This window comes from Paenarthrobacter sp. RAF54_2 (assembly GCF_052113945.1).
Classification (GTDB): domain Bacteria; phylum Actinomycetota; class Actinomycetes; order Actinomycetales; family Micrococcaceae; genus Arthrobacter.
In genome coordinates, this window is record NZ_JBFRDV010000002.1 from 55,259 (window position 1) to 79,112 (window position 23,854).

The following is a 23,854-nucleotide window of genomic DNA, read 5'->3' on the forward strand; positions in this document are numbered from 1 at the left end:
CCATGGAAACGCCGATCCGCCTGGAGGTCAGTCCCTCCGCTGACCTTGCCCGGCGACTGCCTCCCGCCTACGAGGCGCCAGGGATGGTCAGCGTGACCTGCCTGCCGCATCACGGTCCGGCCAGGACGGTCGCTGCGTCGATTGAGCTTGCCCGGCTGGGCTACCACGTGGTCCCGCACCTGGCAGCGCGGAGCATTGCCAACCAGGCAGAGCTGCACCTGTTCCTGCATCAATTGCGCGATGAGGGCGTCCGGGAGCTCTTCCTCATTGCCGGGGACCGCAGTGCGCCTGCCGGCCCGTATTCCTGGAGCGGCCAGCTGATGGAAGACATCCAGGCATTCTCGGAAGATTTCTCCCTTGGCATCGCCGGCTACCCGGAAGGCCACCCACAACTAAGCGAAGAACAGTTGCGGAGCAGCCTGGCCGGCAAGTCACCCATGGCGTCGTCCATGGTCACGCAAATGTGCTTTTCGGCGGAATCCATCAGCTCATACCTGCAGGAGTTGCACCGAGCCGGGTCCCGGCTTCCCGTGTGGGTCGGCGTTCCCGGGCCGGTGTCCGTGCAGAAGCTGCTGGCCATGGGTGCACGATTAGGTGTGGGACGCTCACTCAAGCTGGCCCGCGGCACAGGAATGGCCAAGGCACTCCTGCGCGGTGGTGATGTCATGCGCTATGACAGCTCCGGCCTGATCCGGGACGTTCATCAGGCCCTCGACGGGCATCCGCTGTTTGCCGGCATCCACGTCTACAGCTTCAACGACCTCAGCCGCCTACCCAGATTTGAAGGGAAGATCGCATGGCTTCCAAAGCCCCCCGTGAAAACATCGACGAGTCAAAGCTGACCGTCACCAAACCCAAGACAAAGGCTGTCGGCATTCCAGCCGTTGCCAACGCACTGAAGATCTCCCTGGAACAAATGGGCCCGGTGCGAAGCGTGCAAACGCTGCTGGCAGTGAACCAGATCGACGGATTCGACTGCATGGGCTGCGCTTGGCCGGAACACGAGAAGCGCAATGCAGCAGAGTTCTGCGAGAACGGGGCCAAGGCCGTCGCCGAGGAAGCTACCCGGCGCCGCGTCACGCCTGAGTTCTTTGCCCAGCACTCCGTAGCTGAATTGAAGACGCGCGATGACTACTGGCTGGGCCAGCAGGGCCGGCTGACCCACCCGATGTTCCTCGATGAGGGCGCCACCCACTACACGCCCATCGAATGGGACAAGGCTTATGACCTCATGGCGGAGGAGCTCCGGGGCATGGACCACCCCGATCAGGCCGTCTTCTATACATCCGGCCGAACCTCCAACGAGGCCGCCTTCGTTTACCAGCTCCTGGTGCGCGGCCTTGGCACCAACAACCTTCCGGACTGCTCCAACATGTGCCACGAGTCCTCGGGCTCCGCGCTGGTGGAAACCATCGGCATCGGCAAGGGCTCGGTAAGCCTGACCGACCTGGAGACGGCGTCACTGATCTTCGTGGCTGGGCAGAATCCAGGTACCAACCACCCCCGCATGCTCAGCGCCCTGGAGAAGGCCAAGAAGAACGGCGCGGTCATCGTGTCCGTCAATCCCCTGCCCGAAGCCGGACTCCTGCACTTTGAAAACCCGCAGCACGTGGCAGGCATGATTCAAGGGACCCAACTGACGGATGACTTCCTGCAGATCCGTGCCGGCGGCGATCAGGCCCTCTTCCAGGGCCTGGGTAAGTACCTTGTGGAGGCTGAAGCCGCGGGCCGCAAGACCCCGGGCCTGGAAACCGTCCTGGACCACAGGTTCATCGAGGACCACACAGTGGGCATCGACGAATACCTGCGTTTCCTGGAAAAAGTGCAGTGGGACGACATCGTGGAAGCAACAGGCCTCACCCTGGAGCAAATCCACTCCACCGGCGAACGGCTCCTGGCCTCCAACGCCACCATCGTGTGCTGGGCCATGGGACTGACCCAGCACAAACATTCGGTACCCACCCTCCGCGACGTCGTTAACGTCCTGCTGCTTCAGGGGAACATCGGCAAGCCCGGCGCAGGAGTTTGCCCGGTGCGCGGCCACTCAAACGTCCAGGGCGACCGCACCATGGGCATCTTCGAGAAGATGCCGGAGAAATTCCACGACCGTCTGGACAACGAGTTCGCGTTCCTCTCACCACGGGAGCACGGCTATGACACTGTTGCCGCCATCCGTGCCATGCGGGACGGAAAGGTCCGCTTCTTCATGGGAATGGGAGGAAACTTTGTTCGCGCCGCCCCTGATTCGGACGTCACGGAACAAGCGCTGGCCAACACAGGATTGAGCGTCCAGATCTCCACCAAGCTGAACCACTCGCACCTGTCCACGGGTCGTCGGGCGTTGATTCTGCCAACCCTCGGACGCACCGAGAAAGACACCCAGCGGACCGGTGACCAGAGGGTCACGGTGGAAGACTCCATGAGCGCGGTCCATGCATCCCGCGGGCGCCTCAAGCCCGCAAGCGAGCACCTCCACTCGGAAGTAGCCATTGTCTGCAACCTTGCCCACCGGCTCTTCACCGACGGCACCGTGCGCCTCCCCAACACCCCCAAGGCCGCGTGGCTGTCGATGCGTGATGACTACTCACTGATCCGCAAACACATCGAGGCCGTCTTCGATGGCTTCGAGAACTTCGAAGATCGGATCCAGCACCCGGGCGGCTTCGTGCTGCCGCACCCACCGCGCGATGCCAGGAAGTTCGATACCGCGTCAGGCAAAGCGCACTTCACAGGCAACGAGCTTGAATACATCAAGGTCCCGGCGGGCCGGCTGGTGCTCCAAACACTGCGCTCACACGACCAGTACAACACCACCATCTACGGCAAGGACGACCGCTACCGCGGCATCCACGGCGGCCGGCGGGTAGTCCTCATCAACGCGTCCGACATCGCCGAGCTGGGCTTTGCCGACGGTGACATGGTCCACCTGGTTTCTGAATTCCAGGGAACCGAGCGCCGGGCAGAAGACTTCCGCATCGTCGCGTACTCCACTCCCAAGGGGTGCGCCGCTGCCTACTACCCGGAAACGAACGTCCTTGTACCGCTGGACTCTGTTGCCGATACCAGTGGGACGCCGACGTCCAAGTCCGTCATAGTCCGCCTCGAACGGGCTTGAAAGGCTCTGGACACAGTGTGATGCGTGCCATAGTATGTGACTGATATATCTTTCCTAGTTGCGCAGAGATATCAGATGGCCGGTTCGCAACCAGAGTTCCAAACCCGCCAAGGACCATCTCGTCAAGAAGACATCAATCAACGGAGAAACAATGTCTGACATCACCCAAGTCCAAGCAGATGCCGTACTTGTCGCAGCCCGCGACGCCGCCCGTGAAACCGGGACTGCCATGAACATCGCCGTGGTGGATGCCGGTGGCAACCTCAAGGCCTTCACCCGCATGGACGGGGCGTGGCTGGGCAGCATCGACATTTCCATCAAGAAAGCACGCACCGCCCGTTTCTTCGACATGCCAACGGGGGCAATCGGCGAGCTTTCGCAGCCTGGAGGACCGCTCTACAACATCGAGGTGTCCAACGGAGGACTCATCACCTTCCCGGGAGGCATCCCCCTGCGCGGGGAGGACGGCACTGTGATCGGTGCGATCGGCGTCAGCGGCAGCACCGTGGAGAACGACCACACGGTCGCATCCGCAGGAGCAGCAGTCCAGCTCCAGGGCGCGGCTGGGCTTTAGCCAAGAACATTAGCCAGAAATATTAGGCAAAACTGTCCAATTGTCCGTGAATGGTGCTTCGGTGGCCTGAAACCTGGGGAGGTATTTCCTCATCGAAGCACCGCTCTCGGGCAATTGGGCAGATCCAATTTCCGTACCACAACCCGCCCCAGGAGGAGTGTCCATGTCTGGAAACCGAGCAGTCGCCTACAAGGAACCCGGCGTAGTCGAAATCATCAACACTGACTACCCGACGTTCGAACTCAAGGACGGACCGGGCGTCAACCCGGCCAACGTCGGCCGGAAGGTACCGCATGGCGCGATCCTCCGCACTGTAACCACCAACATCTGCGGTTCCGATCAGCACATGGTCCGTGGCCGCACCACAGCCCCGCAGGATCTGGTCCTCGGCCACGAAATCACCGGCGAAGTCGTGGAGGTGGGTCCCGACGTCGAGTTCATCAAGGTGGGCGACATCGTCTCGGTGCCGTTCAACATTTCCTGTGGCCGCTGCCGGAACTGCAAAGAGCAAAAGACCGGTATCTGCCTCAACGTCAACCCTGACCGCCCCGGCAGCGCCTACGGCTATGTGGACATGGGCGGCTGGGTAGGTGGACAGGCCGAGTACGTGCTGGTTCCCTACGCCGACTGGAACCTGCTGCGCTTCCCGGACCGCGATCAGGCCCTGGAAAAGATCATGGACCTGACCATGCTCTCGGACATCTTCCCCACCGGCTTCCACGGCGCCGTTACGGCCGGGGTGGGCGTAGGGTCCACGGTGTACGTCGCGGGTGCCGGCCCTGTGGGTCTGGCTGCCGCCGTCGGCGCCCAGTTGCTTGGCGCCGCAGTCGTGATTGTGGGCGACATGAACGAAGACCGGCTTGCACAGGCGCGCTCGTTCGGCTGCGAAACGGTCAACGTTTCCAACGGCGACCCGAAGGAGCAGATCCTGCAGATCCTCGGGGTGCCGGAAGTGGATTGCGGCGTGGACGCCGTTGGCTTCGAGGCCCGCGGCCACGGACGGGACGCCTCGCACGAGGCTCCGGCCACCGTGCTGAACTCCCTCATGGATATCACCGCAGCCGGTGGTTCCCTGGGCATCCCGGGCCTCTATGTCACGGGCGATCCGGGCGGAATCGATGAAGCAGCCAAGCACGGCTCCCTCTCGCTCTCGCTAGGCACCGGCTGGGCAAAGTCCTTGTCCTTCACCACGGGACAGTGCCCGGTGATGAAGTACAACCGCCAATTGATGATGGCCATCCTCCACGACAAGGTCCAGATCGCCAAGGCAGTCAATGCGCAAGCCATCCCGCTTGAGGACGCTCCCCGCGGCTACGCCGAATTCGACGCCGGAGCGGCAACAAAGTTCGTACTGAACCCGAACGGTTACGTAAAGGCTTAGTACGCAAAAACACCAGGAAGGGGGCATCCATGCTCGCACAGGAAATCATCGGCGGCACGTCGCCAACGTCCCATGTGCCGTGCGAGCGGATGCCTGCCCCGACGTGGTCTGAAGCACGGCAGCTGGCCTTCGATTGCGCTGTTCCGCTTGCGTCGGCGTCCGTGCCACTGGCGGAGGCGATCGGATACGTGCTCACCAGTGACGTGACGGCGCAGCAGGACCTTCCGCACTACGCGTCCTCTGCCATGGATGGCTGGGCCATTCACGGCAGAGGACCGTGGAAGATCACGACGGCGGGGCTGCCGCTATCACCGGGAGAAGCCAGCGTCATTGCCACCGGTGGCCTGGTTCCGGAAGGCGCCGAGGCGATACTTCGGAAAGAGAGCGGAGAGGTCCTCGACGCCGGATACGGGCTGCAGCTCTCACTGAGACCAGACGCGAAACCCGGCGAGACGCTCCCCGGCCGGCACATACGGCCAGCCGGTGAAGAAGCCCGAGCCGGTAACGTCCTCGTACCCGCCGGCGCACTCCTTAATCCTGCCCACATTGCCCTTGCTGCCGTAGCAGGCCACGACGAACTGCAGGTACAACGCAAGCCGCGGGTCGCCGTCGTACTTACCGGCTCCGAGGTGGTGACCTCGGGTGTGCCGGCAGCGGGGCAGGTGCGCGACACTTTCGGCCCACAACTCGGCGCAGTGATTTCCCAGCTGGGCGGAATTCCAGGCAGCCAGCAACGGATCGGCGACTCCTACGAAGAGTGGCTGTCCGCACTTGACGGGCCGCTCGGAGGTGAACGCCCCGATGTCACGATCACCACCGGCGGCACTGGGAAATCCGGAACCGACCACTTCCGCACTGCAGTGGCCGCGCTCGGTGGGCGCTTACTGCTCGACGGCGTCGCCATGCGCCCGGGGCATCCTGCGGTACTGGCTGAACTTCCGGACGGCCGCTTCATCATCGGCCTCCCAGGCAACCCCCTGGCCGCCATGATGGCCCTCATGACCATCGGTGAGCCACTGCTGGCTGCCCTCCAAAACCGTCCTTTCCAAATAGCCGGCCACCTTACGTCCGGGGCGGACATTGATCCGGGCCCAGGCCGGACACAACTCATTCCGTGCACCTTTGTCCACGGCCTTGCCTTTCCTGCTTCACATACAGGCCCCGGCATGATGCGCGGGCTGGCTTGGGCCGACGGCTTCATGGCCGTTCCCCCTGACGGAGTGGAGGCAGGCGAACCCGTCCCGGTCATGCCGCTGCCCTGGACAAGCGCCTGGTCAAGTGTCTGGACAAGCGCCTGGTCAAGCGCTTGGTCGCAGGCGCAAGCAACCATCGATTTCCCCAACCAGCCAGGAAGGTACGCACCATGGCACGGATGACACAGCGCCGGAAGATCCACCGCTTCCATCTCGACGGGACAGGTACCGAATATCCGGTGCGGTTCAAGGAAGACGTCCTGGCTGCCGAGGAGCCCCTGGAAATCAGGATCGGCGGCCGCTCCTTCGCCGTGACCATGAGGACTCCGGGAGACGACTTTGACCTGGTGGCCGGGTTCCTGGTGTCCGAAGGCATCATCCGCAGCCAGTCCGAGCTGATCTCCCTGCGTTTTTGCGCCGGCGAGAAGGACGGGACGCAGACGTTCAATGTGGTGGAGGCCCAGCTTCGCTCAGACGTACAAATGCCGGACACCATGCGCCACGTCTACACCTCCAGCTCGTGCGGCATCTGTGGGACGGACTCCATCGAGGCCGTCCGCAAGACCCTCCACTTCGACCCCGCCCAGGACGGGCTGCGGGTTCCCGTTGACATCCTGGCCGAACTGCCCGAACGCCTCCGGGAAGCCCAGGCAGTGTTCGACAGGACCGGTGGCGTCCACGCGGCCGGGCTCTTCAGGGTGGACGGCGCAACGCCGGAACTCCTCTGTTTGCGGGAGGACGTGGGCCGCCACAACGCCGTGGACAAAGTGGTGGGCTGGGCATTGCGGCAGGATCTGCTGCCACTGACGGGATTGGTCCTGCAGGTTTCAGGACGGGCATCGTTCGAGCTTGTCCAGAAGGCCGCCCTCGCCGGCATCCCCGTCCTGTCCGCCGTGAGCGCGCCCTCCAGCCTTGCCGCGGACCTCGCCACTGAGACCGGCGTGACACTGGTTGGCTTCAGCCGCGGACACAGCCTCAACGTCTACGCCGGACGTGACAGACTGGTCCGCCCCCGCAAGGTGGCCAGGGAGGAGGCTTTGGTCGGGATCTGACCGCCCCTTCTGCGGGTTTATGTGCCGGGCCCGTGTCCGTGTCGGACTAGGATGAGGAAAGACGAGGAGCAGGCCGGGCAGGGCTTTACGGCCCGGACCACCTGCTTGGGACAACGACACGAGGCATCATGGCCCCAGCTAACAATCCGGACATCGAGAAGGACGCAGACGCCCAGGGCGGAGGCGTCCAGTCGGTGGACCGCGCGCTCCAAATCCTGGAAATCCTCGCCCGCGAAGGCGACGCCGGTGTCAGTGAAATTGCTGACGAGATGGGCGTCCACAAATCCACGGTGTCCAGGCTTGTGGGCTCGCTGGTTAACCGCGACCTTGTCCGGCAGAACAATGAGAGGGGCAAGTACCAGCTGGGTTTCGGAATCCTCCGGCTGGCAACATCCATCCCCGGCAGGCTGAGCGTGGTGCGCGAGGCAAGGGAAGTACTGGAAGCGCTCGCGGCTGAGTTCAAGGAAACTGTCAACCTTGCTGTGCTTCGATCCAACTATGCCGTCAACGTGGATCAAGCCATGGGCCCCTCAACGCTTGCCACCTACGACTGGGTGGGCAGCCTGACGCCACTGCATGCCACGTCCAGCGGCAAAGTGCTCCTGGCTGCGCTGACAGCTGACGAACGGAACCAAGTTCTTAAGACCGTCGGACTCCCAGCCCGCACACCCCGAACCATCACCAACCGTGGGGAGCTGGAGAAGCAACTGCTCGACGTCGCGCGGAACGGCTACGCGGTGGTCCATGAAGAGTTCGAAATCGGCCTGACGGCCGTGGCCGTGCCTATCTTCAACCACATGGGCAGTGTCATCGCCGCAGTGAGTATCTCCGGCCCTGCCTTCCGTTTTGCTCCTGAGGAGCAGCCAGGGCTCATAGAGGCCCTCCGCGAGGCTGGCCTGGCCATCAGCGCCAAGATGGGCTACCGACGCCGCTAGGCGCTACCCGCCGAGCCCGCCGCGTAATGCACGCCTTCAAGTAAAGCTGGCTGGCGTCGCTAGCGTGCCCATTTTTCGCCTTGAATGTCGCTTGTTACGCAACAGTAACCACCATGCGCAACTGCCTGAGGCGCCTCGGGGCGAGTGTCAAGATGCCTGAAGTGGAAAAGAAACACCTTGACATTGACCTGTGACGGGGCGCACTCTGTTGCATAACGCGAGAACTGTTGATCCTTGCGAGACGCAAGAAGGCGACTAAGCCTAAGCGACCACAAATCCCGTTCGCCGACCAAAAGAGGTGCACCATGCACAAGGCCTGCCCCATCAGTGAGCTCGATTCGGGGCAGGCGCTCCGACTTGATACTGCTCCACAAATGATGGTCATGGAGTCGGACGAAGCCCCCAACCCTCTACCCGCTCCCACCCTCCAGGGCCATGTATAAACCCAAGCCCATGACTCGCCGAGCAAAGGACCCGCTCATGGCTATAAATAGTGATCTAAAGCCTCTAACTCCCGAGGAAGTGCCCGCCACGGATAACCTGGCCGACACTCCTTCATCACGTAGAACCAACCGCCTGGAAAACTCCGGGGACGTCATCAGCGTCTCCCCGGACGAAACCAACCCCGCAGTCCTCGACGATGAGGACGGAGGCGCAGAAACATTGCCGGATACTGAGGAATACGCACAGATCCTTGAAGAACTGCGCCATGCCAGGACCGAGCAGGCAGTTACTGCCCGCCGGAACCAGAAACTTACGCTCGACAAAGTCACCTTCGGAATCACGGGCGCCATCGCCGTCGCCTTCGTGGTCTGGGGCTTCGTCGGCCGGGACAGCCTCTCCGAAACTTCCAAAGGCGCCCTGAACTGGGTCATGGAATACACCGGCTGGCTCTTCATGGTTCTTGCCTCCTTGTTCGTCGTCTTCGTCCTCTGGCTCGCCCTGGGCAAGTTCGGCAACATCCCGCTTGGCAAGGACGGCGAGAAGCCGGAATTCCGTACCGTCTCCTGGGTAGCGATGATGTTCGCCGCCGGCATGGGCATCGGGCTCATGTTCTATGGCGTGGCTGAGCCGCTCTACCACTACATCTCGCCACCACCGGGCACTGTGGACGGCCGCACCCCTGCTGCCATCCAGACGGCCATGGCCACCTCGATCTTCCACTGGACCCTGCACCCATGGGCCATGTATGCAGTAGTGGGCATTGCCATGGCCTACGGCACCTACCGTTTGGGTCGCAGGCAGCTGGTCTCCGCAGCGTTCACGTCGCTCTTCGGCATCAGGATGGTGGAAGGCCCGCTCGGGAAATTCATCAACATCCTGGCCATCTTTGCCACCCTGTTCGGCACCGCCGCCTCCCTGGGCCTCGGTGCCCTTCAGATCGGCAGCGGCATGACCTCCAACGGTTGGGTAGGCGAGATCGGCACCCCGGTACTCGTGGTGATCGTCGCCATCCTCACCTTCTGCTTCGTCGCATCCGCAGTCTCCGGCATCAGCCGCGGCATCCAGTGGCTGTCCAACATCAACATGGTGCTGGCAGTCGTCCTGGCACTCATAGTGTTTGTTGCAGGCCCCACCTTGTTCATCCTCAACCTGATCCCTTCAGCCATCGGCGACTACGCCCGGGACCTGGCAGAGATGTCCTCCAGGACAGAGGCGGTCGGCGACGAAGCACTGCGTAGCTGGATGACCAGTTGGACCATTTTCTACTGGGCCTGGTGGATCTCCTGGACGCCCTTCGTCGGCATGTTCATTGCACGCATCAGCCGCGGCCGAACCATCCGCCAGTTCGTCACCGGCGTTCTGCTGGTGCCAAGCATCGTCAGCGTTATCTGGTTCGGTATCTTCGGTGGGGCTGCCTTCCACGTCCAGCAGGAAGCTGACAAGGCCGGCACACCCGGTTTGGTGACCATGGCCAACGGTGTGCCCTCCGTCAATTTCGACGGCGCACTCTTCGATCTCGTCAAGAACCTTGGCATGCCCGGCTGGGCCACGGCCGCAGTCATCGTGCTGGCCATGGTGCTGGTGGCAATCTTCTTCATCACTGGTGCCGACGCGGCGTCCATCGTCATGGGATCGCTCAGCTCCAACGGAGCAGAACACCCCCGGCGTGGAGTAGTGATCTTCTGGGGAAGCCTTACCGGCGCAGTAGCAGCGGTCATGCTCCTGGCTGGCGGCGACGAACCATCCGAGGCTTTGGCCGGACTTCAAAGAGTCACGATTGTTGCCGCGCTACCGTTCGTCATCGTCATGCTGCTGCTCTGTTTCGCCCTCACGAAGGACCTGCGCCGTGATCCGCTGTCACTGCATAAGCGCTTGGCGACATCCGTTGTTGAACGCGCGATTCGTACGGGCGTGGAACAACATCGGGGCGTTCAATTTGACCTGGTGACCAGGCACGAGTGTGCGGAGGACTGCCCTGACTCCGACTGTCCCGGCGGAACTCCGACCGGAAGCATCCCCAGGGTTCAGTCTCCCCGGACCGACCCAACCGACAAGTAAGGTATCCCGCCATGACTCAAACCCATGAACAAGAAAGCACTCTCCGTGTCTCCACTGATTCCGGAGACACCGTGAGCTTCACCCTGGATGCAACGAAACCCGTAACGGTCAAGCTCCAGGTTGACGGTGGTTGCACTTGTGGAAGCACCGCCACCGTCCAGGGCTCCTACGTAAATAGCGACTTAGGCAAGCGCTGACTACTAATTTCCAACACAACAAAGCAGGCGCCGGGATCCCGGCGCCTGCTTTGTTGTTTGCGGACTGGCAGGTTACTTGGGCATCAGCACGGAGTCGATCAGGTAAACCGTTGCGTTGGCCGTGTGGACGCCACCACAAATCACGTTGGCGCCGTCAACTGTGAGGGCACCTTTGCTGCCGCCAACGGTCACTTCGCCGCCCTGGACTGTCTTGTGCGTACCGACGATCTGTTCCGGGCTCAGCTGGCCAGGGACTACGTGGTAAGTGAGGATCTTGCTCAGCAGGGCATCGTCCGTCTTGAGAGTCTCAATGGTGGCGGGGTCAATCTTGGCGAACGCATCGTCAACAGGTGCAAAGACGGTGAATTCGCTGCCGTTGAGAGTGGAGACCAGATCCACCTTCGGGTTGAGCTTGCCTGAAACAGCGGCAGTCAAAGTCTTCAGGAGCGGGTTGTTCGAAGCGGCTACGGCAACGGGGTCCTGGGCCATTCCCACTACCGAACCGGCACCATCCGGAACCTGGGCGGCGTAACCGGCACAGCCGGGGCCAACAAGATCACGGGCGGGATCCATGGCGGCGTTGCTCATGGCAGAAGCCGACGGCGCCGGTGCCGAGGACGTCATCTCCGGCGCAGGGGATGACGACGAAGGCGTGCTGGAGCTGCTTGAACCACCACAAGCCGTGAGTCCGAGAAGGGCGGCTGCAGTGAGGCCAACGAAGGCGAGGGCGGGGCGCTTTGTGGACAACATGTCATTCTCCTTGTTCGTGGAACCAGGGCATTGGGTCCATTGGGTGTGGGCACTGGCTGCCCGGCGCTGCTTCCGCGTCGCCGGCAGCTTGTGCCTCACCAGCTATTCGGAGGTCGCACCGGTGTGGATGGGTGCGGATTGAAAAAGTTTCCAAACCAAGCCATCGCGGCATCAGCTACGAACTGCCTACAGATATTCCGGAGCCGGCACCCTTCACGGCCGGTCCGGCGACGTTGGGAGACGCAATGCTGCAATTAGCACTTATCGGCCTGCTGGGTGGGCTGATTACAGGTATTTCGCCCTGCATCCTGCCCGTCCTGCCGGTCATCTTTCTTTCCGGAGGTGTGCAGGCGGCGCGCAAAGGCACTGTAACTAGCTGGCGTCCGTACTTAGTGATCCTGGGCCTGGTGATCAGCTTCAGCACCTTCACGCTGGTGGGCTCGTTCCTGCTGACCTTGGTGAACCTGCCGCAGGACCTGCTTCGATGGATCGGGCTGGTGGTGCTGGTGCTCATTGGTTGCGGCCTCATTTTCGACCGCTTCCAGCACATCCTGGAGAAGCCGTTCTCCTGGATCCCGCAGCGCAAAGTAGGCACCGAAAACGGCGGCCTGGTGCTGGGACTGGCGCTCGGCGTCGTCTATGTCCCCTGTGCAGGACCAGTGCTTGCCGCCATTGCCGTGGCCGGCGCCACCGGCCAGGTGGGCCCCGAAACCATAGTCCTCACGTTGACGTTTGCCCTCGGCGCAGCCGTTCCGCTGCTGGTGTTCGCGCTGGCTGGCCGCCGCGTCGCAGAGCGCGTCAAGGCCTTCCGGAAGAACCAGCGCAAGATCCGCATCGCCGGTGGCGTCATGATGATCGCCCTCGCAATCGGCCTGGTGTTGAACCTCCCGCAGCTGCTGCAGAAACTCGTGCCCGACTACACCTCCACACTCCAGGAGCAGGTCCAGGACAACGAGGCCGTGAAGAAGGCCCTGGATCTTGGTGGCCTGGTAAATGACCAAAACCGCGAGCTGGACAAGTGCAGCAACGGCTCCATCGATCTGGAATCGTGCGGGACGGCGCCGGATATCAAGGGCATCCAGGAGTGGTTCAACACCCCCGGCGGTCAGGCCGTGAACTTGAAGGACCTCAAAGGCAAGGTGGTCCTGGTGGATTTCTGGGCCTATTCCTGCATCAACTGCCAGCGCTCCGTTCCGCATCTCACCGATTGGTACAGCAAGTACAAGGACTCCGGCCTGGAAATCATCGGTGTCCACTCCCCCGAGTACGCGTTCGAGAAAGAGACCCGCAATGTCATGTCCGGCGCGCAGGACCTCGGCATCACCTACCCGGTGGCCATCGACAACACCCTCTCCACGTGGACCAACTACCGCAACCGCTACTGGCCAGCCCACTATCTGATCGATTCCGAGGGAACAGTCCGTCACATCAAGTTCGGCGAGGGCGGCTACCAGACCACCGAGAAGCTGATCCGCGAACTCCTGCAAGAGGCGAACCCTTCAGCGGCGCTCCCTGCGGCCATTGAAGCGTCCGACGACGGCCCGGTAGCAGGTGCCACCACTCCGGAGACGTACTTGGGCACCACCAAGAAGGTCAACTATGCGGGCACGGAACCCTATAAAGCCGGGGTGGGACTGTATTCAACGCCGGCCGACCAGCCCGGTGACAGCTTTTCCTTGAAGGGTTCGTGGGATCTCGGAACGCAATCCATCACCCCTGCCAGCGCCGGTTCTTCCATTGCCCTGAATTACCACGCCAAGCAGGTGTACATCGTGGTCAGTGGTGAAGGCATGATCGACGTTGTCCGGGATGGGAAGACCACGTCCGTAGCGGTCTCAGGGACGCCGACGCTCTATCAGATCGTGGACGACTCCGGGATCCACGAGGGCAAGCTGGAAGTCAAGATCCCACAGGGCATCCAGGCGTACTCCTTCACATTCGGATAGTGCTCCGCTGGAAGCTGGATAGGGGGCCGTGCCCGCTTCGCGATGCCCTCCACGCCGCGGCCCCCTATCCAGCTTCCGCTTCATCCTTAGAAATACGGCTTCGTGATCAGCTCCAGCGCGTGGCCCGAGGGGTCCTTGAAGTAGACGCCTCGGCCACCGTGCTCGGTGTTGGTCTCGCCTGGACGGGTCATCTGCGGATCCGCCCAATGCTCGACGCCGGCACTCACCAGCCGCTGATAGGCCCGGTCAAAATGCTGATCGTCAACCAGGAAGGCGTAGTGCTGCATCTGGATCTCAACCGGGGGCTCGGCGAACTGGAGCATTACGCCGCCAGCTAAAGTCAGGTTGGTGAAGGGCCCCCAGCTGGGTGCTTCGTCCGCTTCGAGGATGGACCGGTAGAACTCGGCGGAAGCGACGCGATCGGTGGACGCGATGATGGTGTGGTTAAAAAGGGCGGGCATGCATGACTCCTTGTTGTGTGGATTTCGTTCGATGGGTTTCAGGGTCATCAATCCACGGGGAGGAGCGCGCGCAGCGCTGGCACATGTCAGAGTTCGGCCGGGTAGCCAATCCGTGCAGGGCAGGTGCCCGATCCGGTCATCACGTCCGCCAGTCTAGCGAAGAGTTGGGCGGCGGTGACAGGATGGGCGGCATGGGAATCGAGGTTCGCCCGGCAACGGTGTTCGAGGACGTGAAAACCATCGTCGGCCCCAAACGTCCGGACGCCAATGTGTGCTGGTGCCTGAGTTACCGGATTCCGTCGAAGCAGAACCTCGAGCTCCAGCGGGAGGAGCGGGGAAAGTTCGTCGAAAAGCTGGTTGCGGAGGATCCGCCGCCAGGCGTTCTTGCGTACGACGGCGGCGAAGTAGTGGGTTGGGCTGCCGTCCACCCCCGGGCCGACACCAGTTTTGCGACGAACCGAAAGATCCCCCACGTGGACAACGCCGATGTGTGGTCCGTCTGGTGCATCAGGGTGCGACCCGGGCATCGCGGCAAGGGCATTTCGCACAAGTTGCTGCAGGGTGCAATTGACTTCGCAGAGAGCCATGGCGCGCCAGCCGTTGAGGGCTACCCCGTGGACAACAAGGGCAACAAGGTGGATCTGACCATGGCGTACGTGGGGACCCGCAGGCTGTTCGAGCACGCCGGCTTCACCAAGGTCGCCGAAACGACGTCCGTCCTCAACGGATTCCCGAGGGTGCTGATGCGTCTGGACCTGCGCCAACCCAACTAGGGGACAGCAAACGGTCCACTGGGCTCTCATTGCAGCATGTGCTGTCCCCTATTTGGGTCAGGATCCCTGCAGTCTCGCGGTCATTCGGTGAGCTTCCTCGAGCAGCAATTTGCCGAGGAATTCCTGTCGATCAGGACGGAACCGTGGTTCGATCCCCGTCAAAGAAAGGGCCCATGCCGGCCGCCCCTGTTGGTCAAAGACGGCCGCGCCCATCCCCCAGCTTCCTTCAAGGATCAGCCCCGGGTTCACGGAGTAGCCCGCCAGCCGCGTGCGCTCAAGGTTGTTCCGCACCACGTCAACGGAATGGCCCATGGCAAAGTCGCCAGCGTGCGCAGGCCAGTTCTCAAGCAGGGTTTCCTGCTCGTCGGTGGGCAGGAAGGCCATGATGGCCGTTCCTGCCGAGGCAACTCCCAAAGGAAAACGTACGCCTTCATGCAGCACGAAGGACCTCACCGGGAACGAGCCTTCCTCGCGCAACACGCAGACGGTTTCGTTGCCGCGTCGGATGGAGAAGAACGCGCTCTCGCCAGTTTCGGCGGCGAGGCGGCGCAGGCTGGGCCGGGCAATGTCCTCCATGGGGAAGCGTGCCGCCGCTACCGATCCCAGGAGGAAGATTTCCGGACCAAGAACCCACTTCCCCGCGGCTGAATCGTGTTCCAGCAATCCCTCCGCAGCCAGCGACGTCAGCAGCCGGTGCACGGTTGGCCGTGTCAGCCCTGACTCACGAACCAATCCGGCCAACGACGTCCCCTCGGGTTTGCGTCCCACCAGCCTCAGCAGCAGGGCAACACGGCCCACAACCTGGGCACCCTGCATCGGGTTTTGGGTGGATTTCTGTTCGGCCACAAAGCCTCCTGAAGATTTCGTCCACAATATGGACGCGATTGAGTCTACAGTCCACAGCGTGAGTAGCCAAGCACTGAAGCCGTTGACCACAGCAGGGATCACTCCTAGGCTCCTTTACAGATAACCAGTCCACAACGTGGATACTTCCACAACAAAGACTCAAAGAGGAGTTCCAATGTCGAAGATGCACGCCAGCGCAACCGAAGCGCTCCATGACCTGATGGCAGACGGCCTGACCATCGCCGTCGGGGGTTTCGGCCTCAGTGGCATCCCCGCCGACCTGATCGATGCCGTCCGGGAGTCGGGCGCCAAGGATCTCACCATCGTCTCCAACAACATGGGTGTGGATGGCAAGGGGCTCGGCGTGCTGATCGAGTCGGGCCAGGTCAGGAAAGTCATCGCCTCGTACGTCGGCGAGAACAAGCTGTTTGCCGAGCAGTATCTCGCCGGCAAGCTCGACGTCGAATTCACCCCGCAAGGCACCCTCGCCGAGCGCCTCCGCGCTGGCGGTGCCGGCATCCCCGCCTTCTATACACGGACAGGCGTGGGCACCCTGGTTGCCGAAGGCAAGCCGCTGGAAGAGTTCGACGGCGTGACGTACGTCCGCGAGCGCGCCATCACCGCCGACGTCGCGCTGGTCCACGCCCACACTGCTGACACGGATGGAAACCTGATCTACCGCTACACGGCGAGGAACTTCAACCCTGTGGTTGCAACAGCCAGCGCCGTCACCATCGCTGAGGCGGAGGTCATTGTGCAACCGGGCGAGCTCGACCCCAATCACATTGTCACGCCCGGCGTCTTCGTCCAGAGGCTGGTGCAGGCCAGCACGCGGGTTAAGGACATCGAACAGCGCACAGTCCGCCCGCGGCGCGAAGCGCTCACGGTCTAGAGAAGCGCTAACGGTCTAAGAGAATAAGGAGCACACATCATGGCCTGGACACGGGACCAGATGGCCGCCATTGCGGCTGAAGAATTGAACGACGGCGACTACGTCAACCTCGGCATCGGCATCCCCACCTTGGTGGCCAACAACCTGCCCGACGGCGTGCGGGTGGTTCTCCAAAGCGAGAATGGCCTGCTCGGCATGGGCCCGTTCCCTTATGAGGGCGAGGAGGACGCGGACCTGATCAATGCGGGTAAGCAGACCGTCACCATCACAGCGGGTGGAAGCATTTTCGATTCCGCCACGTCCTTCGGCATGATCCGCGGCGGCCATGTGAAGGTGGCGATTCTAGGGGCCATGCAGGTCTCGGGTCGCGGTGACCTCGCCAATTGGACCATCCCGGGAAAGATGGTCAAGGGCATGGGCGGCGCCATGGATTTGGTGGCCGGGACACCGCGGGTGGTGGTCCTCACCGAGCACAACGCCAAGGACGGTTCGGCCAAAATCGTCACGGAATGCACGCTGCCGCTGACCGGGCTGAAGTGCGTTGACCGGATCATCACAGACCTCGCGGTCTTCGACATCGAGGCGGACGCTGAAAACAACGACGGCGGCACGAGCCTCCTGCTCACGCGCCTCGCCCCGGGAGTCACGGTGGAAGAGATCCGCACCAAGACCGAGGCGGAGTTCACGGTGGCGCTCACGTCTGAAGAACACACATTTGAAGGAGCAAGCGCATGAGCTTGAAAGACCAGTTCGGCAAGGACATCCTGCTCACAGGATGGGGACACAGCAAGTTCGGCAAGCTCACAGACCACACCCTCGAATCATTGATTGTCCAGGTAGCCGGTGAAGCGATCCGCAATTCCGGCCTTGAGCCCAAGGACATCGACGAGGTCTATCTCGGGCAGTTCAACTCAGGCATGCAGCCGCTGGGATTCACGTCGTCGCTGGCCCTGCAGCTCTCTGCAGACCTGGCCAATGTCCCCGCAACGCGCACGGAGAACGCTTGCGCCTCCGGTTCCGCAGCGTTCCAGCAAGGCGTGAAGGCTGTGCTCGCCGGAACTGCCCGCAATGTTTTGGTGATCGGCGCGGAAAAGATGACCGACGCCGGAGCAGACGTGGTGGGGGCAGCCTTGCTTGGTGCGTCATACGAAATGGCGGGCAAGGCGTCCACCACAGGGTTCACGGGGTTGTTCGCGGAGGTGGCGAAGCAATACGGGAAGCGCTACGGCACAGGGATAGACGCAGCCACCTATCCCGGAGGCCTGGGCGACGTCCTCGGTTCCATTGCAGCCAAGAACCACCACAACGGCATGGACAATCCCTATGCCCAGATGCACCGGGACTTTGGCGAGGAATTCTGCCGGACCATCTCGGAGAAGAACCCCATGGTCGCCGACCCCTTGCGCCGCACGGACTGTTCGCCGGTCTCGGACGGTGCGGCCGCCGTCGTGATTTCAACGTCGGGTGCCGGCGGCGCTACCGCACCCGTGCGCTTGGCCGGCTTCGGTCACGCGAACGATTTCTTCCCCGCGGAGAAGCGCGATCCCACCGAATTCGCAGCTACCCGTGTCTCTTGGGAGCGCGCGCTAACTATGGCAGGCGTGGGCATCGACGGACTGGACTTCGCCGAAGTCCACGACTGCTTCACCATCGCCGAGCTCGTCATGTACGAGGCCATGGGCCTGACTCCCCGCGGCGAGGGTTCGCGCGCTGTCCAAGAAGGCTGGGTGTATAAGGACGGCAAACTTCCCGTCAACGTGTCCGGCGGTCTTAAGGCCAAGGGTCATCCCGTGGGCGCCACCGGAGTGTCGCAGCATGTCATTGCGGCGATGCAGCTCACGGGGACCGCCGGCGACATGCAGCTTCCCAATGCCGGGCGAGGCGCCGTCCAGAACATGGGCGGCGTGGGCATCGCGAATTACGTCAGCGTACTGGAGGCGATCTAACCCAAGTAAGTCGCAGCACTGCGCGTTTTGAGGGCTGAAAACGCGCTCAGCTGCGACTTACTTGGGTTACTTTGCAGCCGCGGCCAGGGCTTCGGCACCAGCAGTCGCGCACGCCTCGTCCAAGGCGCCGTCGGGAGCACCGCCGACGCCGATGCCAGCTACGGATACGCCGTTGACCTTCAGCGGGACACCGCCTGGCAGAAAGAGCGTGCCGGGAAGGTCCGCGATGGACGGGCCGGCGCCGTTGATGCGCTTGGTCAGTTCGCTGGTGGGGGCACCGAAGGCAGCCGCGGTGTATGCCTTCTGCTTGGCGGCCTCGATGGTGTGCTCGGCGGCGTTGTCACCGCGAAGAAGTGCCTGGACAGTGCCAAAGCGATCCACCAGGGCCACGGTCACGAACGGAAGCTTGTCGGCCTGGCACTTGGCAAGGGCGGCATTCACGGCCTTGCTGGAAGCACCCACTGTGATTCGATTCTGGGAAACCACATTCTCAGGTGCCGGCTGGACCTCGGCAGTGACTGGCGCAGCGGGTACGTTAACAGGCGCGGCGCCGGGGGCTACGGCATTGGCTACGGCGGTAACCGCACCAGTGAGCAACAGTGCTCCGGCAGCAGCGGCGGCAATCATCTTGTTGGACTTCTTCACGGAGTTCTCCTCGTGGCAAGCAATTTCGGGTACATCTCCATGCTTCCGGGAGCAACTCCCGGGCACATCGGCCGTGCGGCGGTTCCAAGCTCAGCCTTTCCGCCAGCCGCATCAGCCAAAAGGTGGAGAGACCAGCAACCACGCGCGATCTAGCATGGAAAGAGCGCCTACCACCGACCGATACGGAAACGGGAACCACCCCATGCCAGCAGCCCCTCAACGGCAGGATCCAAGCAGCCGCCCCGGTCCAGGCAGCCGGATCGATACCCGCATCGACGCCGTGGTGCACTTGGGTTTCGCCGTGCTGATGGTCGCCTCTGCTGTCCGGTACGTCATGCGCCATTCCCCCGCGGACAACCTCTGGACTGTGGCCTTGGCTGTCAGCGTGTGTGCCCTGTACGTCCTGACAGCGTTGCTGGCCCAACACCGACAGCCCACCCAAAACGGCAAACCCATGCAGAGCCAACAAACCCAAAACGGCAAGCTGTGGATGTTTGCCTTGGTAGCCTCATGGGCTGCTCTGGTCATCGCGGCGCCAAGCTTCGCATGGTGCTCCTTCGCCATTTTCTTCCTCAGCCGCACCGCGTTCCGTGGGTGGGCCGCGTATCTGGCGGGCGGCGCGACGGCAGCGGCCACCGCCGTCGGGCTTTTCCGCATGAGTGGCTGGACGGACGTCGCCATGCTGCTCGGACCGCTCGCTGCGGGGGCCCTGCTCACGTTGATTTACGACAAGATTGAGCGCGACGGCGCCCTCTAGCGAAAGCTCTTCGAAGATGTAAGCCAAGCGCAGGAACAGCTGGCCGCGAGTGAACGGGAAGCGGGAATCGCGGCGGAACGCGAGCGTGTTTCCCGTGAAATCCACGACACCGTCACCCAGGGCCTCGCGAGCAGCTTGCTCCTCCTCGAGGCAGCCCAACGTTCCTGGCCTGATCCCGCGGCGCACCACGAAGTCAACAGAGCAACCAGCCTCCTCCGCGGGAACCTTGCCGACACCCGGAGCCTCGTGCACGAGCTCTCGGTGCCTGGCCTCGAAACTGCGCCCCTTCTCGAAGCCTTGGAGCGGGCGGCCCAGCAGTACCTGGACCACGTCCTTGTGCAGGTCACCGGCGAGACCCGTCCCATCCCGCCCGAGGTTCGGCATGCCCTGCTCCGCGTCACCCAGAGCGCCGCGGCCAACATCAAACTTCATGCCCATGCGGACAACGCCAGCGTGACTCTTGGGTACCTTCCGGACGCGATCACCCTTGACGTGTTCGACGACGGCCGCGGCTTTGATCCCGGAGCGGTACCTCCGCCGTCGGAAGCGGGAGGATACGGTCTACGCGCCATGCGGCAACGCATTGAGCAGCTGGGCGGAGAATTGTCCGTGGAGAGCACTCCGGGCGAGGGCACCATCATCGCAGCCCAGATCCCGCTGCCGGCTCTACCTGAAGGTACGCCTGAAGATAGGTCGCCTGAAGCTACGTCGCCCGCAGACATATCGAAGGAGTCCTTGTGACCACCATTTCCGTGCTGCTTGTGGACGACCACACGGTAGTCCGGAGCGGGCTGAAGGCGCTATTGGGCACCCAGGCCGGTATCGTCGTCGTCGGTGAAGCATCATCAGGTGAGGAAGCGCTGGAAGCGGCACAGCAGCATTCACCGGCAGTGATTCTCATGGACCTGGCCATGGGTGTGGGAATCGATGGGATCGAGACCATCAAGCAGTTGCGGCAGCGAAATCCCCGGCAGGCGGTGATCGTGTTCACCACCTACGATTCCGACGCCGACATCGTCCGTGCCGTCGATGCCGGCGCCATGGGTTACCTGCTCAAGGACGCCGCACCGGAAGAGATCTTTGCAGCCGTAAGAGGCGCTGTGCAGGGCAAAAGCGTGATGAGCGCGCCGGTTGCGTCCCGGCTCTTACAACAGCTGCGGAACCCGGACGAGATCCTTACACCTCGGGAGGCAGAGCTCCTGAGCCTCCTGACAGAGGGCCTCAGCAACCGCGACCTAGGCAAACGCCTCTTCATTTCCGAAGCAACCGTCAAAACCCATCTGGCCCACATCTATGCCAAGCTCGGCGTGGAGACGCGGGCGGCTGCCATCGCAACCGCCATCCGCCGCGAAGGCATGAGGTAGGCCGGCCGCGTGCGGTAGGCCGGCCGCATCCGGTAGGCAGACCGCGCCGCGATTCAGGGCTCGTTCCTATATATCCACGGCCCGCATTCCGTTAAGCTGGCACTATGTCCGACGCTTCGGAACGCAAGATGTTCAAACATTCCGGAACTGCCCTGCTGTTCCGCGGAATCCTGGCCGTGCTCTTTGGACTCTTGGTTGCATCTTTGCCAGTAGCCACGGTCTTCGGACTGGTTTTCGTTTTCGGTGTCTTCGCAATCGTGGACGGCCTCACCAACGTGGCCCACTACTTTTACGACCCTTCACGCCATTCCGGCTGGACGATGGTGGGCGGCTTCATCTCCATCGCCGCCGGCTTAGTGGCGGTTGCGTGGCCGGGAATCACAGCTGCAGCCCTTGGCATCCTGATTGGACTCTGGGCCTTGGTCCTGGGGCTTTCCGAGATCATCTTCGCGTTTGCATCAAGGAGCTCCGTCAATGGTTGGAGAGTCTGGCTGCTGACAGGTCTTGTGACGGCGCTTTTTGGACTGTTTGTCCTGATCAACCCCGGCTTCGGGTTCCTGGGCGTGGTGGGTTTGCTGGCAGCCTTCTCCGTAGTTGCGGGGCTGTTGTTGATCGTTTGCGGCGTCAAGATGCGCCGGGGCGCATCGTCTTCCTTCATGTACGCCCACTGATGTTCCTTGACGCAACAAGGGCGTCACGGCCAGCAATCCTTCATGAGGGGATGCGCTTGGCGCCAAGTTCGGTAAGTTAGTGGCTGTGAAGATAGCTACCTGGAATGTGAACTCCCTCCGTGCCCGTGCCGACCGTGTCGAAGCGTGGCTTGAGCGCAGTGACTGTGATGTCCTGGCCATCCAGGAGACCAAGTGCAAGGACGATAACTTCCCGTGGGAGCTCTTTGAGCGCATGGGCTACGAGGTTGCGCACTTCGGCGTGAACCAGTGGAACGGCGTCGCCATCGCCTCGCGTGTTGGACTGGAGGATGTAGAGCGCACCTTCCTGGATCAGCCGATGTTCGGCAAGGCCGGCAAGGATCCCGCGCAGGAAGCCCGGGCAATCGCCGCAACCTGCGGCGGCATCCGCATCTGGAGCCTGTATGTTCCGAATGGCCGCTCGCTGGACGACGAACACATGCCGTACAAGCTCAAGTGGCTTGACGTCCTTCAGGGCAACGCCGCGGAGTGGCTGAAGTCCGATCCTGCAGCACAGGTCGCACTCATGGGCGACTGGAACATTGCACCGTTCGATGACGACGTGTGGGACATCGAACTGTTCCGCAACAACAACTACACGCACGTCAGCGAGCCGGAGCGCGCCGCTTTCCATGCCTTCGAAACCGCCGGCTACACCGACGTCGTCCGTCCGTACACACCCGGCCCCGGCGTCTACACCTACTGGGACTACACGCAGCTGCGCTTCCCCAAGAAGGAAGGCATGCGCATCGACTTCTGCCTGGCTTCCCCGGCCTTGGCGGCGCGGGTTACCGGCGCTTCCATTGACCGCGAGGAACGCAAGGGCAAGGGCGCCTCGGACCACGCTCCCGTGATCGTGGAGCTTGCAGACTAATCACCGCTGATGGAAGAAAGGGGCCGGCTGGAGATGACTGGAAACCTGTACAGGGGCCAGGCAGGACTGCCGTTCTCTTCGTCCCTGCGCATTTACGAGCCCCTTGAGGCTTTTCCTCCCGAGCAGCAGCGCCAACTCGTGGCGGACAGCAGCAAGATACGTTCCCGCGCCGCCGTCGAAAATGAGGAGCTCCAAGCCTCGCTGGGCCGCATCACGCGGACCGGCGGGGACCCTTTCCCCACGGGGCGGACTGATTTGGTGCGCATGACGCGGGTTCCCGGCGGGCGGCACACTGCGGTGGACAATGCCACAGACGCGACCGCTGGCGCGTCACCGCAGGATAAGGACGCCCACGACGCCGGACGGCTGCTTTACTGCCCCAGCCAACTGGTGATTCGGGCCGGCTTGGCAGCGAATGCCCTCATGGATGGTGTGCACAGCCCGCTGGCTGATCTGCTGATTCCGGTTTCGCAGCGGGACAAGCATCAAGCCAGGATTGATCGCATCAACGCCGGGGAAGAAGCCAAGCGTGTCCATACTCGGGCCTCCACCTGGGGTATCCCTTTCAGTTGGTTCTCGCTTTTCGCTGAGTCTGACCGCAAGGATGTGGTGGAGTCGGATGGCCACATCCTCACCGTCAGGGTGTGGACGCCGTTGACGGAGGCCCTGGACCGGGCACGCTTTGCTGTAGCCCACCTGGCCTTGGCAGCTCCGGACCTGGACATGCTGGACGATCTCACGCAGCTCACCGAATGGCTGGAGTTGTTCCACGTCCAGTCCATGGTGGAGTTGGACTACGGGGCTGTGGCGGACAAGGTGTACCCGGACGAATCGCCCATGGATGTACGCCTCGGGATCGAATGCCTGGCTGAGGGAGATATGACGGGCGCGGCTGCAGCTTATCGCCGGCTGGCCTCGCGCTGGATCCCCATCCGTCAGTTGGCGCGGGCCTCGTAAGCTTT

Annotated in this window: 22 protein-coding genes and 1 pseudogene; 19 read left to right on the forward strand and 4 right to left on the reverse strand. The window is 62.5% G+C overall.

Going from position 1 to position 23,854, the window contains the following annotated elements; all coding sequences use genetic code 11:
* Window positions 1-2: 2 nt before the first annotated feature.
* From AB4Y87_RS01665 to AB4Y87_RS01705, 9 genes are all read left to right on the forward strand, one after another.
* On the forward strand, window positions 3-842 hold the full coding sequence (locus tag AB4Y87_RS01665; protein WP_442002762.1) for a methylenetetrahydrofolate reductase: 840 nt from the start codon (window positions 3-5) through the stop codon (window positions 840-842).
* On the forward strand, window positions 797-3,115 hold the full coding sequence (locus AB4Y87_RS01670) for an FdhF/YdeP family oxidoreductase (RefSeq protein WP_442002763.1): 2,319 nt from the start codon (window positions 797-799) through the stop codon (window positions 3,113-3,115). Before AB4Y87_RS01665 ends, AB4Y87_RS01670 begins: the two co-directional genes overlap by 46 nt.
* Window positions 3,116-3,266: 151 nt before the next feature.
* A complete protein-coding gene (locus tag AB4Y87_RS01675; protein ID WP_442002764.1) occupies window positions 3,267-3,689 on the forward strand; it encodes a GlcG/HbpS family heme-binding protein in 423 nt (140 codons plus the stop codon).
* A 163-nt stretch (window positions 3,690-3,852) separates the two neighbouring features.
* On the forward strand, window positions 3,853-5,070 hold the full coding sequence (gene fdhA / locus AB4Y87_RS01680) for a formaldehyde dehydrogenase, glutathione-independent (protein ID WP_431117782.1): 1,218 nt from the start codon (window positions 3,853-3,855) through the stop codon (window positions 5,068-5,070).
* Between the two features lie 29 nt (window positions 5,071-5,099).
* On the forward strand, window positions 5,100-6,446 hold the full coding sequence (locus AB4Y87_RS01685; RefSeq protein ID WP_442002765.1) for a molybdopterin molybdotransferase MoeA: 1,347 nt from the start codon (window positions 5,100-5,102) through the stop codon (window positions 6,444-6,446).
* The gene (fdhD, locus tag AB4Y87_RS01690) at window positions 6,434-7,315 is read left to right on the forward strand and encodes a formate dehydrogenase accessory sulfurtransferase FdhD (RefSeq protein WP_442002766.1); all 882 of its coding nucleotides are present in this window, start codon (window positions 6,434-6,436) and stop codon (window positions 7,313-7,315) included. Before AB4Y87_RS01685 ends, fdhD begins: the two co-directional genes overlap by 13 nt.
* A gap of 128 nt (window positions 7,316-7,443) precedes the next feature.
* Window positions 7,444-8,250, forward strand: a complete 807-nt coding sequence (locus tag AB4Y87_RS01695) for an IclR family transcriptional regulator (protein ID WP_442002767.1) — start codon at window positions 7,444-7,446, stop codon at window positions 8,248-8,250.
* 480 nt (window positions 8,251-8,730) lie between these two features.
* Window positions 8,731-10,752, forward strand: coding sequence for a BCCT family transporter (locus tag AB4Y87_RS01700; RefSeq protein ID WP_442002768.1), 2,022 nt, complete (start codon window positions 8,731-8,733; stop codon window positions 10,750-10,752).
* Between the two features lie 11 nt (window positions 10,753-10,763).
* Complete coding sequence (locus AB4Y87_RS01705) at window positions 10,764-10,949, forward strand: hypothetical protein (RefSeq protein ID WP_442002769.1); 186 nt, start codon at window positions 10,764-10,766, stop codon at window positions 10,947-10,949.
* A gap of 72 nt (window positions 10,950-11,021) precedes the next feature.
* On the opposite strand, the gene AB4Y87_RS01710 is transcribed toward AB4Y87_RS01705, so the two are convergent.
* Window positions 11,022-11,699, reverse strand: a complete 678-nt coding sequence (locus AB4Y87_RS01710) for a fasciclin domain-containing protein (protein ID WP_442002770.1) — start codon at window positions 11,697-11,699, stop codon at window positions 11,022-11,024.
* Between the two features lie 245 nt (window positions 11,700-11,944).
* Between AB4Y87_RS01710 and AB4Y87_RS01715 the strand changes: the two genes are divergently transcribed.
* On the forward strand, window positions 11,945-13,645 hold the full coding sequence (locus AB4Y87_RS01715) for a cytochrome c biogenesis protein DipZ (RefSeq protein ID WP_442002771.1): 1,701 nt from the start codon (window positions 11,945-11,947) through the stop codon (window positions 13,643-13,645).
* Between the two features lie 86 nt (window positions 13,646-13,731).
* Here AB4Y87_RS01715 and AB4Y87_RS01720 read toward each other — a convergent pair whose 3' ends face one another.
* Window positions 13,732-14,106: a VOC family protein gene (locus AB4Y87_RS01720; RefSeq protein ID WP_442002772.1), complete on the reverse strand. Its 375-nt coding sequence runs from the start codon at window positions 14,104-14,106 to the stop codon at window positions 13,732-13,734.
* A 191-nt stretch (window positions 14,107-14,297) separates the two neighbouring features.
* Here AB4Y87_RS01720 and AB4Y87_RS01725 point away from each other — a divergent pair, with 191 nt between their 5' ends.
* Window positions 14,298-14,879, forward strand: a complete 582-nt coding sequence (locus AB4Y87_RS01725; protein WP_442002773.1) for a GNAT family N-acetyltransferase — start codon at window positions 14,298-14,300, stop codon at window positions 14,877-14,879.
* A gap of 57 nt (window positions 14,880-14,936) precedes the next feature.
* Here AB4Y87_RS01725 and AB4Y87_RS01730 read toward each other — a convergent pair whose 3' ends face one another.
* Entirely contained in the window at window positions 14,937-15,695 is a 759-nt protein-coding gene (locus tag AB4Y87_RS01730; RefSeq protein WP_442002969.1) for an IclR family transcriptional regulator, read from the reverse strand.
* Window positions 15,696-15,900: 205 nt separating this feature from the next.
* On the opposite strand from AB4Y87_RS01730, the gene AB4Y87_RS01735 reads away from it, so the two are divergent.
* Genes AB4Y87_RS01735 through AB4Y87_RS01745 form a run of 3 tightly spaced genes read left to right on the forward strand, consistent with a single transcriptional unit; the run spans window position 15,901 to window position 18,563 of the window.
* Window positions 15,901-16,617, forward strand: coding sequence for a CoA transferase subunit A (locus AB4Y87_RS01735; protein WP_442002774.1), 717 nt, complete (start codon window positions 15,901-15,903; stop codon window positions 16,615-16,617).
* Window positions 16,618-16,656: 39 nt separating this feature from the next.
* Complete coding sequence (locus tag AB4Y87_RS01740) at window positions 16,657-17,352, forward strand: CoA transferase subunit B (protein WP_442002775.1); 696 nt, start codon at window positions 16,657-16,659, stop codon at window positions 17,350-17,352.
* Window positions 17,349-18,563 carry an acetyl-CoA acetyltransferase gene (locus tag AB4Y87_RS01745; protein WP_442002776.1) on the forward strand — a complete coding sequence of 405 codons (1,215 nt, stop codon included), beginning with the start codon at window positions 17,349-17,351 and terminating at the stop codon, window positions 18,561-18,563. Before AB4Y87_RS01740 ends, AB4Y87_RS01745 begins: the two co-directional genes overlap by 4 nt.
* 66 nt (window positions 18,564-18,629) lie before the next feature.
* Here AB4Y87_RS01745 and AB4Y87_RS01750 read toward each other — a convergent pair whose 3' ends face one another.
* A complete protein-coding gene (locus AB4Y87_RS01750; protein WP_442002777.1) occupies window positions 18,630-19,208 on the reverse strand; it encodes a GlcG/HbpS family heme-binding protein in 579 nt (192 codons plus the stop codon).
* A gap of 202 nt (window positions 19,209-19,410) precedes the next feature.
* On the opposite strand from AB4Y87_RS01750, the pseudogene AB4Y87_RS01755 reads away from it, so the two are divergent.
* From AB4Y87_RS01755 to AB4Y87_RS01775, 5 genes and pseudogenes are all read left to right on the forward strand, one after another.
* Window positions 19,411-20,706, forward strand: a pseudogene (locus tag AB4Y87_RS01755) (sensor histidine kinase).
* The gene (locus AB4Y87_RS01760) at window positions 20,703-21,329 is read left to right on the forward strand and encodes a response regulator (RefSeq protein ID WP_442002778.1); all 627 of its coding nucleotides are present in this window, start codon (window positions 20,703-20,705) and stop codon (window positions 21,327-21,329) included. Before AB4Y87_RS01755 ends, AB4Y87_RS01760 begins: the two are co-directional and overlap by 4 nt.
* Window positions 21,330-21,433: 104 nt before the next feature.
* The gene (locus AB4Y87_RS01765) at window positions 21,434-22,000 is read left to right on the forward strand and encodes an HdeD family acid-resistance protein (RefSeq protein ID WP_442002779.1); all 567 of its coding nucleotides are present in this window, start codon (window positions 21,434-21,436) and stop codon (window positions 21,998-22,000) included.
* An 85-nt stretch (window positions 22,001-22,085) separates the two neighbouring features.
* Window positions 22,086-22,892 (forward strand): exodeoxyribonuclease III, encoded by an 807-nt coding sequence (locus AB4Y87_RS01770; protein ID WP_442002780.1) that lies wholly within the window; start codon window positions 22,086-22,088, stop codon window positions 22,890-22,892.
* A 33-nt stretch (window positions 22,893-22,925) separates the two neighbouring features.
* A complete protein-coding gene (locus AB4Y87_RS01775) occupies window positions 22,926-23,849 on the forward strand; it encodes a hypothetical protein (RefSeq protein WP_442002781.1) in 924 nt (307 codons plus the stop codon).
* Window positions 23,850-23,854: the final 5 nt, after the last annotated feature.